At 42.3% G+C, this 16,946-nt stretch carries 14 protein-coding genes; 11 read left to right on the plus strand and 3 right to left on the minus strand.

Going from position 1 to position 16,946, the window contains the following annotated elements:
• Positions 1–3 precede the first annotated feature (3 nt).
• Entirely contained in the window at positions 4–1,815 is a 1,812-nt protein-coding gene (locus H9647_RS00710) for a DUF6382 domain-containing protein (RefSeq protein WP_191797251.1), read from the plus strand.
• Here the strand turns inward: H9647_RS00710 and H9647_RS00715 are convergent.
• Positions 1,812–2,705 (minus strand): TIGR01777 family oxidoreductase, encoded by an 894-nt coding sequence (locus H9647_RS00715; RefSeq protein ID WP_191797252.1) that lies wholly within the window; start codon positions 2,703–2,705, stop codon positions 1,812–1,814. The two genes, H9647_RS00710 and H9647_RS00715, sit on opposite strands and share 4 nt — an antisense overlap.
• 324 nt (positions 2,706–3,029) lie before the next feature.
• Positions 3,030–3,500, minus strand: a complete 471-nt coding sequence (locus tag H9647_RS00720; protein WP_191797254.1) for a DUF2621 domain-containing protein — start codon at positions 3,498–3,500, stop codon at positions 3,030–3,032.
• Positions 3,501–3,849: 349 nt separating this feature from the next.
• On the opposite strand from H9647_RS00720, the gene H9647_RS00725 reads away from it, so the two are divergent.
• From H9647_RS00725 to tkt, 3 genes are all read left to right on the plus strand, one after another.
• Positions 3,850–4,977 carry a deoxyribonuclease IV gene (locus tag H9647_RS00725; RefSeq protein ID WP_191797256.1) on the plus strand — a complete coding sequence of 376 codons (1,128 nt, stop codon included), beginning with the start codon at positions 3,850–3,852 and terminating at the stop codon, positions 4,975–4,977.
• A 36-nt stretch (positions 4,978–5,013) separates the two neighbouring features.
• A complete protein-coding gene (gene purU / locus H9647_RS00730) occupies positions 5,014–5,907 on the plus strand; it encodes a formyltetrahydrofolate deformylase (RefSeq protein ID WP_191797258.1) in 894 nt (297 codons plus the stop codon).
• 490 nt (positions 5,908–6,397) lie between these two features.
• Complete coding sequence (tkt, locus tag H9647_RS00735) at positions 6,398–8,449, plus strand: transketolase (protein ID WP_191797260.1); 2,052 nt, start codon at positions 6,398–6,400, stop codon at positions 8,447–8,449.
• A 78-nt stretch (positions 8,450–8,527) separates the two neighbouring features.
• Here the strand turns inward: tkt and H9647_RS00740 are convergent, their stop codons facing one another.
• Positions 8,528–9,427, minus strand: a complete 900-nt coding sequence (locus tag H9647_RS00740) for an NAD(P)-dependent oxidoreductase (RefSeq protein WP_191797262.1) — start codon at positions 9,425–9,427, stop codon at positions 8,528–8,530.
• A 284-nt stretch (positions 9,428–9,711) separates the two neighbouring features.
• Between H9647_RS00740 and H9647_RS00745 the strand changes: the two genes are divergently transcribed.
• The 7 genes from H9647_RS00745 to H9647_RS00775 all read left to right on the plus strand — a co-directional run bounded on the left by H9647_RS00745 (position 9,712) and on the right by H9647_RS00775 (position 16,938).
• Complete coding sequence (locus H9647_RS00745) at positions 9,712–11,067, plus strand: glucose-6-phosphate isomerase (RefSeq protein ID WP_160032245.1); 1,356 nt, start codon at positions 9,712–9,714, stop codon at positions 11,065–11,067.
• Positions 11,068–11,270: 203 nt separating this feature from the next.
• Positions 11,271–11,903: a YigZ family protein gene (locus tag H9647_RS00750; RefSeq protein WP_191797264.1), complete on the plus strand. Its 633-nt coding sequence runs from the start codon at positions 11,271–11,273 to the stop codon at positions 11,901–11,903.
• Positions 11,904–11,906: 3 nt separating this feature from the next.
• Positions 11,907–12,488, plus strand: coding sequence for a TetR/AcrR family transcriptional regulator (locus H9647_RS00755; RefSeq protein WP_191797266.1), 582 nt, complete (start codon positions 11,907–11,909; stop codon positions 12,486–12,488).
• A 215-nt stretch (positions 12,489–12,703) separates the two neighbouring features.
• Complete coding sequence (locus tag H9647_RS00760; RefSeq protein WP_191797267.1) at positions 12,704–13,771, plus strand: sulfate/molybdate ABC transporter ATP-binding protein; 1,068 nt, start codon at positions 12,704–12,706, stop codon at positions 13,769–13,771.
• 157 nt (positions 13,772–13,928) lie between these two features.
• A complete protein-coding gene (locus H9647_RS00765; RefSeq protein WP_191797269.1) occupies positions 13,929–15,536 on the plus strand; it encodes an ABC transporter substrate-binding protein in 1,608 nt (535 codons plus the stop codon).
• Positions 15,537–15,673: 137 nt separating this feature from the next.
• Positions 15,674–16,120 (plus strand): hypothetical protein, encoded by a 447-nt coding sequence (locus H9647_RS00770; RefSeq protein ID WP_191797271.1) that lies wholly within the window; start codon positions 15,674–15,676, stop codon positions 16,118–16,120.
• A gap of 32 nt (positions 16,121–16,152) precedes the next feature.
• On the plus strand, positions 16,153–16,938 hold the full coding sequence (locus H9647_RS00775; protein WP_225228980.1) for an MBL fold metallo-hydrolase: 786 nt from the start codon (positions 16,153–16,155) through the stop codon (positions 16,936–16,938).
• Positions 16,939–16,946 lie beyond the last annotated feature (8 nt).

Raw genomic sequence — 16,946 nt, forward strand, 5'->3', positions numbered from 1 at the left:
GTTATGATTAGCTTGAAACGAGATTTTATACATAACGGTAAAGCAATGATGACGATTGATAAAACAGGCGGATTTGTTCGCAGTGAACTGAGTGAGGTACAGCTGCAAATGCTGATGTCCAATGTTATTTCGGGTCATCTAGCAATGTCTATGAAAGAGATCAATCAAGAAATTACGTTTCATTATGATATAACAGGTAAAAAAATGCTTTCCCAGACAGCAAGACATGAGAAATTATCTTTAACGGGCCTATTTCAATTACTGCTGCAGATCACTCAGACATTACTTACTTGTCCGCAGTATATGCTTGACGAGCAAAGGTATGTATTACATGAGGATTATATCTTTACAACCGAAACTCTTGAGAAAGCAAAAGTGTATTTATGCTATATACCGGCTGTACTAGAAAAAGAAGCAGAATCTATACCTATTCAATTAAGTCAGATGATGAGCAGAATGATGCCTTATGTCAAAGCGCTTGAAGGCACGGGGATTCAAAGAATTTTGCAGTTATGTAATGACAGGGATTTTCAGCTTGGTGACTTGCGGGAACTATTGAATGAACTACTTATGTCTGAGACAGGTATAGGAAGTAAGTCTTCTGCAAAAACGGATAGCGCAGCTGGTGTATCTTCTTCGTCTTCTAAAGATGATCATTTTCAGGGGGAATCACGGCCCCTCATAAATCAACCAGGTGATGTTATATCTGATTTGCAGAGACTTCATAGACCTACACCTGCACCCAAACCCAGACAGATACCGGTCTTGTCTAGTCGCTCAAGTGAGAGTCTAGGTTCGTCTGTTCCACATAGCCCACTCGGTCGTTCTCCATTTGAACGGATGGATGAGAATAAACCTGATCTAGCTCTGGGTTCTATTCCGCACCCTATTTTTTCTATGAAAGATCCCCTTGAATCGAGTGAATATTACTCTGATGAAGGACAAGAGAAAGAGACTGAAAAACCTGCAAAGCCTATTTATTACTGGCTGGGTGGGATGCTCCTTGCCTCCGTGTTATGGAGATTTCTTTATATGGATGAGCCAACGACAATTAGGCTTACGATGTGTTTGGTTTTAACCATAATACTAGCTGCAGCTGCTTATGTGCTATCTACAGGAAAGTTCGCTGGGCTAGGCAAAATTTCTTCTTCCTCCTTATTTCAGCAGAAAGATGAGACTGACTTTCCTGGGAAGAGGGGGATTTTCGGTGGTGGAAATAAAAACAAAGAAGATGCGGAACCGTGGCGTTGGAACTCACCATCTAAGCTAGCGGAATCTGATAATGAAATCAACATTCCTTTTAAACAAATAACCTCAACGTCAGATTCTAACTTCCCTTTTACTGCACCTAAATCACTAGACAATGAGGAGCATGAGACAACAGATAGTTACTATGAGTCTTTGCGTCATAGCACGCAGATGTTAAATTCATCTCATGTCCAGGCTACGGTACTTCTTACTGATTCAGAATCAGTTTCAAGCCTACCTGGTAAGTCAGCTGTGGTGACCTTCAAAAAGGGGATGTTGGAACGGCAAGCACCCCAAACTGCACCTGAACAAATGGAGTTAGGTACAGCAAGTTTTATTATTGGCCGCTCACAGGAAGTGTCTCAATTCGTAGAGGAAGGGAAGGGGACATCCCGGGCACATGTAGAAATCAGTAAGTCCAAAGATCAATACTATATTAAAGATTTAAATTCGATGAACGGTACACTATTGCTTGATCAGCCGATGATTCCTTATAAAGAATATCCCTTGGAAGAAGGCGATTTCTTTATCATTGCAGAATCGAAATATACTTTTCGTTATGTCTAGCTGTTTTTCAACTGACGAATCGCGTCATCCAGGCGAGGATAATCGAATTGGAACCCACATTCCTGCGCTTTGTCAGGCACTGCTTTTTGACCTTCCAAAATGAGAATGGACATTTCGCCAAGCATTGTTTTGAGCATAAAAGAAGGTACTGGAAACCAGTGAGGACGATGCAGAACTCTTCCAATGGTCTTTCCAAAATCTCGATTCGCAACAGGGTGCGGAGAAGTCGCATTCACAGGACCGCTTATATCAGGAGTTCGCACAGCGTAATCGATCAGTTTCACCATGTCATTCATATGTATCCACGAAACCCACTGTTCTCCATCTCCAATAGGGCCGCCTACCCCTAATTTATAAGGTAACTGCATGAGAGGGTAGGCTCCCTTACTGCCCAGAACTACGCCTGTTCTGACAAGGACTAGCCTTGTATTATTAAACCTTTGCAGGGCTGCATTTTCCCACTGTACGCAGACGTCAGATAGAAAATCGATGCTCGCTACCTCAGAATATTCATTATAGGTGTCCTTTCGAGAGGTGCCATAGATTCCAACAGCTGAGGATTGAACGACTACTTTCGGTTTATTCGTGAGCCGATCCAGAATATCTCCTAATCGGTGAACCGAATCCAGGCGAGATTGCCTTATTTTTGACTTTGTATCCTTTGTCCACCGCTGATTAAGCGATTCTCCAGCCAGATTAACGATAGCATCCAGTGACTCCAGTGGATGGGGATTGCTATTTAAATCATCCCAAGTCACATATTTAATGGATTCTGGATGATGATCACTTGCTTTTCTTGTCACAATAATGACTTCATGTCCTTGCTTTGCCCAATACTCAGAGAGATGACTCCCTATAAAACCTGTACCTCCGCAAATCGCAAGCTTCATATAATGATCTCGCCCCTCTCTTTTGACCAACGTAAAAAATGACAGCCTATACCACAGTTCTATTTGTTTATTACACGATTTTGGTTCGTTTACTCTCTTCTTTACACCAAATTCATTATAAAATCCAGTTCTCATGCCAAAATGGCTAAGCTTGACCGAGGAGCTTCTTTAGTGAAATAACAATAAAGTATCTTTTTGATAATCGTAAAAAAGCCTTCTGTACTATTACTATAGTAAGAAGACTTTTACTTCATGCACTTGATGATTACATAAATGCATAGAAATGCGTTAATGCTGCGAATAGACACAGGCTGCTTTTTACGTCTATTTGTTCAATAGATGCTTGTAAGGCTTATAGTCAATCTGCTTCTTGTCAAGAAAGGTAACGAGGAAGCGGTTGTCTCTTTTTGGTGTAGCCACAATATATCCTTTAATACAGTGATCTCTTGTTACTTCTTTCGCCTGATTCTGAAGAGCAATCTTACCAATCTCGGCAGCTATGGAATGCTTGGCAATATCACGAAAAGGACCAGGTACAGGCTGAACCAGCTCGTCTAAGAAACTTTTTGCTTCGTCTGTCCAAAGATGACGGCTTGCTTCGACCCAGTGATTCTGCCAATCTAGCTTGGATTTACCATCGGCTTTAGGAAGAACTTTCAAGAATTTACGAAACATAAAAAAACCGCCGATTACCATACTTCCCAATAGAAGAAAGGTCCAGAACGCGATAGAGTTCATAAACCAGTTGCTAGGCATCGCCGAACTAAGCTTACTGTTAATCAGGATTACATCCATATCAATCACCTCAGGGATAGAGTAAAATAAAAATCGCTAAATTAAATGAAAGAGTTTATAAATATGAATCTGTGATTTCTGTGTTTAAAATGAAACGATGCTGTGAATGAATTCTTAATGAGGATTCGTTTTCTAAATTTATCCTTTTATTGAATTATAACGTAGATATGAATATATTTCGATAGTTAACAAATAAGATTCTCACTCCTTTTCTAGTTGTTCCTATAGAATAGCGAGATAAAGATGAAGGTAAGATGAGAGATGCATGTTACATACGAGGATCGTATTGCTTGGCTTTCATAATCAAGTTACAATAAACTTTACATTCTAAAATCTAGGGGGATAAAAGATGCTTAAAATCGGTTCCCACGTATCCTTTTCGGGCAAGGGTCTACTGACAGCAACAGAAGAAGCGGCATCGTACGGTTCTTCTTCGTTTATGATATATACAGGTGCTCCGCAAAATACGCGCCGTAAACCAATGGAATCTATGTACCTTGAAGAAGGTAAAAAAGCAATGCAAGAGGGCGGATTTGAAGAGATTGTGGTGCATGCACCTTATATCATCAATCTAGGTTCTTACAAAGACCACACTTATGAACTGGCAGTAAGTTTTCTACAGGAAGAAATTCGCCGTACGCATGCGATCGGCGTGAAGAATATTGTGCTTCATCCCGGTGCTTTTACGGATAAAGATGCTGACTATGGTATTCAGCGTATTGCAGAGGGACTAAATGAAGTATTAAACGGAGTCCAAGAAACAGATGTGAATATCGCACTAGAAACGATGGCAGGCAAAGGAACAGAGATTGGACGTTCTTTTGAAGAACTGGCCCGAATTATTGATAAGGTTGAACGTAATGAACGTCTGACTATTTGTATGGATACTTGCCATATTCATGATGCTGGTTACGATATCGTAGGCGATCTAGATGGTGTTCTTGAACAGTTCGATCGTACGGTGGGTCTTGACCGAATCGGAGTCGTGCATATTAATGATAGTAAAAATCCATCGGGAGCAAAAAAAGATAGACATACGCCGATTGGTGCAGGTTGGATTGGTTTTGACACCATTAACCGCGTTGTCCATCATGAACGGCTCAAAGGTCGCCCGTTTATACTTGAAACTCCATGGATCGGAAAAGATGCCAAAAAACAGCGTCCTATGTACGAAGCAGAAATTGCTTTGCTGCGCGGAGATGTGGCGGGACGTTTTGGAGAAGGTTTCCTTGAAGATGTGGAGAGACTCCATCATTTCTTTACAGGGGAAGATATTGAATCCCGCCGTTTTGTGCTGGACACATGGACACTCCTCAAAAATGATGCAAAAGCGAAAAAAGCGGATCCTCGCGAACCGCTCGAGCGCTTGTATGATATGGTTGTAAATGCAGCCTTGTTCCCTGAACTTACAGAGGAACAATTAAATCATCGTTTGATTGGATGGCTTGCTGGTAAAGAAGCGTTGGTGAAAGTTTAGGTTTTTGATCTAAATCAAGGGGGAGAAATTTGACCAATGGATATTCACACAAAACACACACAAGTTAGACCTGCACATATCGATCGTGCCCGTATGCTGATTTCTTGTCCAGACGCTCCGGGTATTGTCGCTACGGTTTCGAAGTTTTTGTTCGATCACGGGGCAAATATCATTCAATCCGATCAGTACTCGATGAATCCGGACGGAGGCATGTTCTTTATGCGGGTGGAGTTTGATCTTCCGCAGCTGTCTAGTCGTTTGCCTAAGCTGGAATCGGACTTTGGATCTATAGCTGAACAGTTTCAGATGGAGTGGTATATTTCCGATGTCTCAAGACGTAAGAAGCTTGCCATTTTTGTATCCAAAGAAGATCACTGTCTTGTTGAGCTTTTGTGGCAGTGGCAAGCGGGAGATTTGGATGCGGAGATCGGCCTTGTCGTGAGTAACCACCCGGATATGAAAGATTACGTTGAATCCTTTGGTATTCCGTATCATCATATTCCTGTTACGCCTGATACGAAGAAAGAAGCTGAGGAGCGTCAGCTTGAAGTGATTGGTGAAGACATTGATGTGATTATCCTGGCTCGCTATATGCAGATTATATCGCCAACGTTTATCGAACATTACCGGAATCGTATTATTAATATCCATCACTCCTTCTTGCCGGCCTTTGTGGGCGGTAAGCCTTATGCTCAAGCTTATGGCCGCGGTGTAAAACTAATTGGAGCAACCGCTCACTATGTGACGGAAGAACTTGATGGCGGTCCGATTATTGAGCAGGACGTTGAGCGTGTAAGTCATCGGGATGATGTCCCTGAGCTAAAAAGAATTGGTCGTACAATCGAACGTGTTGTACTTGCCCGCGCTGTAAAATGGCATGTGGAAGACCGAATTCTCGTTCATGAGAACAAGACGGTAGTCTTTAACTAAAGGAAATAAATGAACGATAATTTCATATTTCATGATATGTAAAGATTTACAAAAGACTGTTTCCTAACTAATTTAGGGGACAGTTTTTTTATTTAAATCGGTACAATAAACCAGGTTACCACAACTCAAATGGAAAATATTTGATGTTTTAAAGAGCCCGGGCAAGTCTAAGAGTATATAATAGGGATGGCATTTTGCGTGTAGTTGTCGCCTTTTTTGTACAAGCTAACCGCTTTATTGATTAGGTATGCTTTTCCTTACAGAGGAAATACTTTGTTGGATGCCTTATATGAATTTTTTATGTATCGAACAAGAAGGCTATGGAAAAATGATGTATGAGGTGTTACAATACTATTGAATAAGTCAAATTGAAACATTCAAGCGGATTAACTTGCATAAATTTTTTTGTTTTAGCGGGTACCAATCCCTGAGCGTAAGTCCGTTTGCTTATCCTGACATCTTTTTTTAGAGATTATGAGGAGGATGAAACATGACTGATCAACAAACTAAAGACCAAAGCATTAACAAAGATGAAAATTCAACAATCGATAATTTGTCTATTACTACTGTTCGTACCTTGGCAATCGACGCAATTGAGAAAGCAAAATCCGGACACCCGGGTATGCCGATGGGCTCTGCACCAATGGGCTATCAATTGTTTGCCAAAACGATGAATCATAATCCGGAAAATCCAACTTGGATCAACCGTGACCGTTTCGTATTGTCCGCAGGACATGGATCTATGCTGCTTTACAGCCTTCTGCACCTGAGCGGATATGATCTTCCGATGGAAGAGATTAAACAATTCCGTCAATGGGGAAGCTTGACTCCAGGACACCCTGAGTTCGGTCACACCGCTGGTGTGGATGCAACGACAGGTCCACTTGGACAAGGGATTGCAATGGCTGTAGGTATGGCAATGGCTGAAGCTCAGCTCGGAGCTACTTACAATAAAGATAACTTTGATGTGGTAGACCACTATACTTACGCAATTTGCGGTGATGGTGACCTTATGGAAGGTGTTTCTCACGAAGCAGCATCCCTGGCATCTCACTTGAAACTGGGTAAACTCGTGGTTCTTTATGATTCCAACGATATTTCCCTTGATGGTAAACTGGACCTTTCTTTCTCTGAAAGTGTTCAAAAACGTTTTGAAGGATACGGCTGGCAAGTGCTTCGCGTAGAAGATGGTAATGATCTTCCTGCAATCGAAAAAGCGATTAAAGAAGCACAAGCGGTATCAGATCGTCCAACCCTGATCGAAGTGAAAACAGTGATCGGTTACGGTAGCCCGAACAAACAAGGTAAAGGCGGCCATGGCGGTACTCACGGTTCTCCACTAGGTCCTGACGAAACAAAACTCACTAAAGAATATTATAAATGGGTATATGAAGAAGATTTCTTCGTTCCAGACGAAGTACGTGCTCATTTTGCAAAAGTGAAAGAACGTGGTGTAGAAGCAAACAAAGCTTGGGAAGCTAAATTTGCAGAATACAAAAAAGCGTACCCTGAACTTGCTGCTCAGTTCGAAACAGCAATCAGCGGCGGACTTCCTGAAGGTTGGGATCGTGACTTGCCGAAATACAGTGTGGAAGACAAAGCGGTATCTACTCGCGTAGCATCCGGTAATGCATTGAACGGTCTTGCTCACAATGTGCCTAACCTGACTGGTGGATCTGCTGACCTTGAAAGCTCAACAATGACTCACTTGAACGATCTTGCTCAGTTCACTCCAGCGGATTACTCCGGCCGTAACATCTACTTTGGTGTTCGTGAATTCGGTATGGCTGCTGCAATGAACGGTATGGCGCTGCATAGCGGTGTGAAAGTATTCGGCGGTACATTCTTCGTATTTACCGATTACCTTCGTCCAGCAGTTCGTCTGTCCTCTATCATGAAACTGCCAGTAACTTATGTGCTGACTCATGACAGTATCGCAGTAGGTGAAGATGGTCCTACGCATGAACCGATTGAACAACTCGCTTCCTTGCGTATCATTCCAGGTCTTACTGTTATTCGTCCAGCGGATGCTAACGAAACTTCTGCAGCATGGGCTTATGCAGTTGAGAACACTTCGAATCCGGTAGCACTTGTTCTTACTCGTCAAAACTTGCCAATTCTTCCGGGTACAGTAGAAGGCGCTCGCGAAGGAATCAAACGTGGTGCTTATGTAGTATCTGATGCGAAGAATGGTAAAGCAACAGCGCAAATTATCGCAACAGGTTCTGAAGTTCAGTTGGCAGTAAAAGCTCAAGAGGCTCTTGCTGAAGAAGGTATTCACGTACGTGTTATCAGTATGCCAAGCTGGGATCTGTTCGAAAAACAAGATAAAGCATATAAAGATTCCGTTCTGCTTCCAGACGTAAAAGCTCGTCTTGCAGTAGAAATGGCTCATCCAATGGGCTGGGAAAAATATGTGGGTGATGCTGGTGATATTCTCGGCATCTCTACGTTCGGTGCATCTGCGCCTGGCGACACTGTAATTAAAGAATATGGCTTCACAGTAGAAAATGTAGTAAGCCGCGTTAAAGCGCTTCTGTAGTTCTATTGTACCCATATGAAAACAAAAAAAGGGTGAAGCAGCCAAATGGCGCTTTACCCTTTTTCATCCTATCTTTATCTATGCAAGCGGCTTGCCGTTAATCTGTTGTTCTATATAGGCTTCGTAGATTTTAACGACAGCTGATAAGTCTTCCTCACCGTATCCTTTTGCGGCACCGGACTGGAACATGCTTTTTGCCAGATTCAGCATAGGGGCAGGCACGCCAGTATTGTCTGTTAGAGATGACGCAAGCTTTAAATCTTTGAGCATAAGAGCGAGGGAGAATTGATTCGTAAAATCATGATCAATGATTTTGCGGCCTTTCAATTCAGCTGCTTTACTGCCGGCAGAACCCAACTTTACAAGATCCAGGAATGCATCAGCCGGGATGCCCGATTTTGAGGCAATCGCAAATCCTTCCGCTAGTGCTACATTGTTAATTCCAACGATCGTATTATGGGCAAGTTTCGCTACGGCACCATTTCCGTTTTCGCCCATAGGAATTACTTTTTTACCGAGCGTTTCGAATACATCCATCTGACTTTCGATGGTTACGGCATCACCGCCGACCATAAATACTAATGAACCATCAATGGCTGCAGGTTTGCTGCCTGTAACAGGTGCATCCAGAAAAGAACAATCAAGAGCCGTAGCATCAGCTGCGAGTTTTTTTGCAAGGTCAGGGGAAATGGTACTGCAGTCCATAATCGTAGTCCCGTCGATGACACCAGCAAAAACACCGTTCTCGCCATAATAAATATCATTGATGGATGCGTCATTACTTACCATAGTTATGACTAGAGACTGACCGTGGGCTGCTTCTTTTGGCGTTTTGGCTGCTACAGCACCTTCGGCTACGAGTGGGCTGCATTTTTCTGCAGTTCGGTTATATACAGTGACTTCATAGCCTTTTTTAAGAAGATTGGAAGCCATGGGTCCGCCCATCGTACCCAATCCGAGTACAGCAATCTTTTTCATGAACTTATTCTCACCTTTCATTGTTTAATCAAACGTTCATTAGGTCTTCATCATATCATGGAGACAGGGGCAAGCCAAAAGGCTTACACTTGAAGAGAATAAAGCGTAAAATGACTCGGTCAATAATTCACCACGCTTGTCACGTTATCGAAATTACAGTATTCTATTTCATAAGTGAAGGCGCGGTAGTTAACAATAACGTATAAACCGGACAGCCATAAGACAAGCTTTCAAGTGAGAACTAATTCTCGCTAATTATTAAAAATAGTGGAGGTTTTATAATCATGGCTAAAAAAGTAACTTTTGATTACAGTAAAGCTCTTGAATTTGTAGGTCAACATGAAGTGGACTATTTGGCAGAGCCAATTCGTCTTGCTCATGAGCAGCTTCATAATGGTACAGGCGCAGGTTCTGACTACCTGGGCTGGATCGATCTTCCAACGAACTATGATAAAGAAGAGTTCTCCCGCATTCAAAAAGCAGCTGCAAAAATCCAAAGCGACTCCGAAGTACTGATCGTAATCGGAATCGGCGGTTCTTATCTTGGCGCGCGTGCAGCGATTGAAATGTTGACTCACTCTTTCTACAATGAGTTGCCAAAAGAAAAACGTAAAACTCCAGAAATCTATTTTGCAGGTAATAACATTAGCTCTACATATGTAAATCATTTGCTTGAGCTGGTTGAAGGTAAAGACTTCTCTGTCAATGTAATCTCCAAATCCGGTACAACAACAGAACCAGCGATTGCTTTCCGTATCTTCCGTGCTGCACTGGAGAAAAAATACGGTAAAGAAGAAGCACGTAAACGTATTTACGCGACTACAGACAAAGCACGTGGTGCACTGAAAAAACTCGCAACCGAAGAAGGTTATGAATCCTTCATCATTCCTGATGACGTAGGTGGTCGTTATTCCGTACTGACAGCAGTAGGACTTCTGCCAATCGCTACAGCAGGTATTAACATTGAAGAAATGATGCAAGGTGCGGCTGATGCTTCCAAAGAATTTGCTAACCCGAACGTTGCAGAAAACCAAAGTTATCAGTACGCTGCAGTACGTAATGCGCTGTATCGCAAAGGCAAAGGAACAGAAATTCTCGTGAACTATGAGCCATCCTTGCACTTTGTATCCGAATGGTGGAAACAGTTGTTTGGCGAAAGCGAAGGAAAAGACTTCAAAGGAATCTATCCTGCTTCCGTTGATTTCTCAACAGACCTTCACTCCATGGGACAATTCATTCAAGAAGGAAGCCGTAACATTTTCGAAACGGTTATCCAAGTGGAAGAAGTGCCAAGCCACATCTCCATTGAAGCAGATCCAGACGATCTAGATGGTCTGAACTTCCTTGAAGGAAAAACAATGGATTTCGTTAACAAAAAAGCATTCCAAGGAACACTGCTGGCACATACAGACGGTCAAGTACCAAATCTTATTGTAAATGTTCCAGATATGTCTCCATATTCTTTCGGATATCTGGTATACTTCTTTGAAAAAGCATGCGGAATCAGCGGATACCTGATGGGTGTTAATCCGTTTGACCAACCGGGTGTAGAAGCTTACAAAAAGAACATGTTTGCTCTTCTTGGCAAACCAGGTTATGAAGAAGAAAAAGCGAAACTTGAAGCAAGACTTACTGAATAATAATGGAATGATCTGTTAAATATCAGAAGTCCTATCTGTTTCATAAATATAGTAATACAATCAAGCTGCCGCAGGTTGTTTGATCATAAGAAGCAGTTCACCCGCATTTGGATGGACTGCTTTCTTACAAATATAAACCCTATTACATCTAAGAATAGAACACCTATAGGTGTTTTCTTCACATATAGAAAGGTAAGAGAGCAATGATTGAGCAGTACAGAACCGTTCGAGCAGCGGGGAACAAGGAAATTGTAATTAAGAAATCTCGATTTATTGGTTACGTTATGCCTGTACAAAATGAAGAAGAGGCGATCCAATTTATTGAAGATATTAAGAAAAAACATTGGAACGCCACTCATAATTGTTCAGCATATATGATTGGTGAACGGGATGAGATTCAGAAGCAGTCTGATGATGGAGAGCCAAGCGGGACCGCAGGGAAACCTATTTTGGAGGTGATCAAAAATCAGGGACTAAAGAATGTCGCTATCGTGGTAACGAGATATTTTGGCGGTATTATGCTGGGTGCCGGGGGACTGATCCGTGCTTATACGGATGGAGCAGTAGCTGCGATTGAGGCCGGAGAAGCGATAACGAAAGTGCTGCACCGCGAAGTTTTCGTAGAACTGGATTACACATGGCTAGGAAAAGTAGAGAATGAGCTGAGAAACAGGCAGGTTCGCATGGGAGAGACTACATTTACTGACAAAGTCAAGCTGACATGTCTGCCGGTAGATCGTGAAGCAGAGCGATTCATGGAGTTTATGACAGATCTAACACAAGGTCAATCTGTGATCACGGAGGGACAGCAGCTTTATTTTATTGAAGGAGAATAAGATATGGCTAGAAGAGCAGTGGAGCAGGAATTGTCGAGAGAACGAATTTTGGAAGCGGCCAGGCATTTGTTCGTTACTAAAGGATATCGATCTATTTCAATGCGTAGTATTGGACAGCATCTAGGATACAGTCACGGCTCTTTATATTATCATTTCAAGGAAAAAGCAGAATTGTTTTATGCCATTGTAGTCGAAGATTTTAACCATTTGGGGCAGCTGCTCCTGCAGGCCATGGCTAGAAGTTCTAAAGATGGACTTACGAAACCAGAGCATGTCATGATGGAATTTATACGCTTTGGTCTGCAAAATCCCTATCAATATGAAATTATGTTTATGATTCGAGACGAAGAGCTGCTTGCTTATTGCCGGGCAGAACAGAATCGTTGTTATGAATTATTCGCCACCATTATCCGTCATCATATGAACCACAAAAACTACACAAACGAAGAACGGATCCAATTACCCCACAGTTTATTTTTATCCATTCACGGATTCATCTCTTATTACATCCAAGACCGCTTGCCATTTGAAGAAGTTAGGGCTGAAGCAGCTTCGCATGTAAACATCATGTGCAGTCGTCTGTAATCCCCTTCATTTGGTATATGTCAACACCACGTCACGCTTACATACTTCAAAGCGGTAAACTATCATAACGTTACATTATCATAACGGTAATATGCGAAAGTGTTTTCTGATCATCAGACGAGAAATGATTGACGAAATCCCCCTATATTTGGTAAAGTATCAAATAAAGTAATTCCTACCTAAATAATAGGAAATATGTGATGGGGGATGGCGTCATGCATGTGGAAGTCCGTGGTCTAAACAAACATTTTGGCAGTTTTCATGCAGTTAAAGATGTTTCTTTTGATATAAAAAAAGGTCACCTCATTGGTTTACTCGGTCCAAGTGGAGGAGGCAAAACCTCCATACTACGTATTTTGGCTGGGCTTGAAAATCCTGATGCGGGTGAGATTCGCTTGCATGGACAGCTAGTTAACCATCTTCCGCCCCAAGAACGGGGAATCGGATTCGTCTTTCAAAACTATGCGTTATTTAAACATATGACCGTATTTGATAATATCGCGTTTGGACTTAAGGTGAAGAAGCAGTCCAAATCACAGATACAAAATCGGGTCATGGAACTTGTTGAACTGACAGGGCTCAGCGGCTTTGAGAAAAGATACCCTCACCAGTTATCTGGAGGACAAAGACAGCGGGTTGCGTTTGCAAGGGCACTGGCTCCTGAGCCTCAGCTGCTTCTGCTGGATGAACCTTTTGCTGCGATTGACGCCAAGATTCGGCATGAGCTGAGATCATGGCTACGGGAACTCATAGAGCGCGTAGGTATTACCTCGATCTTCGTCACGCACGATCAGGACGAAGCGATTGAAGTCGCTGATGAAATCATGATTATAAATGGGGGAGCGCTCGAACAAAAAGGCACTCCATGGGATATATATAAACAGCCGGAAACGCCGTTTGTAGCCTCTTTTATTGGTGAATCAACGATTGTTGAGCATGCACGGGAACTGAAGGGATTTGACAAGTTAACAGGTTCTGCTGTTGAAGCGAAGGCTCTGATTCGTCCGGAATATATTGAGGTAGGCTCAGAACATGAGTTTACTTTACTATCGGCTACCGAAAAGGGGAAGGTTCGCGCCTTGCACTTCCGCGGCAGCGAATGGCTTGTTGAAGTCATGGTCGGGAATAACAAGTTAATTACGTATCGTTCATTAGAGAAAGAGACGCTATCTGTAGGTCAAGAGGTGCGTGTCCTTGTTCACAGGGCTTATCTTTTTAATGATCATGAGAATTGGATGGTCGAAAATCACCTAAAGAGTGATCCGATGCCAGTATCTATATAGGGAAATTCACTGTTACCCTGAACGTTAACTGACGTGCAGGGTTTTTATTATGCGTTTTATTATTTTTGCTTTTTAGATGAACCTTGTTTATACTACATTCATATTATTGGCGAGGATACCTAAATGCTATTTATGCATCAGGAGGATAACAACAAGAATGAAATATTTAAAATGGATTCGAAATATGTTGCCGCTTCTTCTCATCTTAGGGTTACTGCTGACTGCATGTGACAAGCAAGAAGATCAGACTAAAGTCGGGAATGCTGGTAATGAATTAACCGGCGAAGTAAGCTCACCTGAAAGAGGAGGCAGTATCAACATCGCCGTACAAGATGACCCGAAGGTAATGAATCCCTTATATGCGACAGATCGGATTACGCTTACCGTGAACCAGTCGCTCTATGCACCGCTCTTTTATATGGACAATGGAAAGAAAGTTTACGCCTTGGCTGAGCGTGCATATGCTTCAAAAGACTATAAAACTTATTTTATCAAGCTGAAAGAAGGACTTACATGGCATGATGGAAAAGCCATTACTGCCGATGATATTGTGTTTACAGTCAATCAAATCATAGATGAAACGCAGAATAGTCCTTTCCGAAGCCAGTATGATTTTGATGGACAACCAGTGAAGGTAATAAAGATCGATGAGCTGACTGTCAAATTTGTACTACCAGAAGCAGCTCCTTCATTCGAAGGTGCATTAATGTATCTTTATCCGATCCCGAAGCACATTTATCAAGGCGAGAAAGATATCGCCCATAGTTCTAAGAATGATCACCCCATTGGGTCGGGTCCTTTTAAGTATAAGGAATATGTATCAGGTGAGCATCTAACTTTGGAGCGTTTTGAAGACTATTATGACGGTGCAGCCTACTTGGATACGATTTCGTATCAAATCATGGACTCTGATACAGCGGATCAGGCACTCCATGAGGGTGCTGTGCAGATGTCGCTAATTGATACCCAGGAATATGAGACGCTGAATGAATCAGGGGAATATAACCTCGTAACTTATGCCGATGGACGTCTCGAGTACATGGTATTTAATATGAATACACCGGAGATGAAAAAGAAAGAAGTCCGGGAAGCGATCGCCTATGCTTTGGATAAAGAAGAAATGATTCGAATCTCGTATTTGTCGAGCAGGTTTGCAGATCAGGCTTCTTCTATATTTACACCAGATACGTTGTATCATACTTCCGAAGTAAGGACCTATGATTATGATCCTGAGAAATCTAAGGAATTGCTAGAACAGGCTAATGTTTCAAATATAAAAATACGTCTTGCTTATGTTAAATCCAGCAAAACACAAATGAATCAGGCCCTCTACATCCAGCAGAAACTAAAAAAGGTTGGAATCGAAGTCGAGCTAAAACCGTTGGAAGCATCCGTGTATGAAAAACGGAAATTGGATAAAAACAATACTGATTTTGAGCTTTCGCTTGCTGGCTATATCCTGGGTCCAGATCCTGTTAGTTATGAGTCTCTCTATAAGAGTAGTGGGGTATATAATGAATCACACGCTGAGAACGAAGATCTGGATACACTTTGGGAACGCGCTTCAGTAGAAGTGGATTCGGCTGCTCGCCAGAAGTTATATGTACAGATTCAACAGAAGATTGCAAAAGAACTTCAGGTTTTGCCGATTGCTTATACGAAAAGTGTCATCGCAGTAAGTAAAGGTTATGGAGGACTAGAAGATGCGATCGCTCAGCCGATTGTTCTCTTCCGTGATTTATCCAAAATTTATTTAATTAAATAAAGAAGAGGAAACGACCGATATAGGTCGTTTTTTCTTTTGCAGACATCGGTTGATCTTGAACAAGGTATGAAGAAAGGTCTACAATAAATGAATACAAACAAAAAATTACATTACCATTCGAAGAGGAGTGTTACCTCATGAACCAGGAAGTAAAACTGTCGCAGTACACTGCTATATTACTAGAGAATGCAAGAAGAAGCGGGCTTACAAATGAGGAGATCTTAGAAGCAGTACAAGCGGAGAATACGGAGCTGTTAAAAGCCGCCGAGCGTCCACATTATACATACGAGTCTTTTTTCTCTTATGCGAAAGAACATGGCGAAGATATAGAGAAAGCAATAAAGGAAGGGTACCGGATTACGTTTAATACGAATAATGGTCTTAAAAACTGGATTGCAACTGCATTTCAGCTTGATCCTGGCAAAGATTTCACCTTAGGAGAGGGACGGATCGAAGGTCTGATCTTGTCCGAACCGCAAGTAGAAAAACTGGAGCATGCTCTTGCATTTAATTGGGAGATAAAAGAGATTCGGCAAACAGCAGACGGGCGCAAACAGCTTACGCTGGGCATTCGCGGGCAATAATGAACGCGGGACACAAGAAAGGAGAATGATCCATGACAAAATATAATAAGCTGACCTTTCTTGGTACGGGTGACGCTATGGGTGTGCCGAGGGTATATTGTGATTGTAAAGTGTGTGAGGAAGCAAGAACAACCGGGATGAATCGCCGATATCGCTCTTCGGTGATTGTAGAGAGTGACCAGGGGGAGTTTTTCATCGATGGAGGGCCAGATTTTCGGCACCAGATGGAGATGCTGAAGAAACATAGATTTCAGACGATGCTAGTGACACATCCTCATTTTGATCATATTGGCGGACTTCCTGAGTGGGCTGATGCCTGCCGGTGGCTTGGAGAGAAGGGTGAGCTGTACGCACCGCAAGAAGTGCTGAATGCGATACAGACACAGTTTCCTTGGCTCCAAAACCATATTAAGATGAAACCGGTTGATCTGGAGAATGGCCTTGCGCTTGCGGGATACCACATTCGGGCCTGGAAAGTAAATCATGGGAAAAACGGTTACTCGTATGCGTATCGTCTTGAGAAAGATGGGTACATATGGGTATACTGTTCGGATTCTATTGATCTAAGCGAAGAAGAACAAAAACCGCTGTATGGTCTTGATCTCCTTGTGCTGGGTACAAGTTTTTATCATGAGGAAGCTGCCTTTGAAACTCGGTCGGTATACGACATGGTGGAGGCACAAGAACTCATTGCCAAGGTACAGCCAAAACAAACGATTTTTACTCATATGTCTCATGACGTTGATCTTCGCAAAGACTATACGTTAAGCCCAGATATCAAACTTGCTCATACCGGGCTAACGCATTCGTTAAAATAAGTTTTTCT

Source organism: Paenibacillus gallinarum (assembly GCF_014836635.1).
Lineage (GTDB): Bacteria > Bacillota > Bacilli > Paenibacillales > Paenibacillaceae > Paenibacillus > Paenibacillus gallinarum.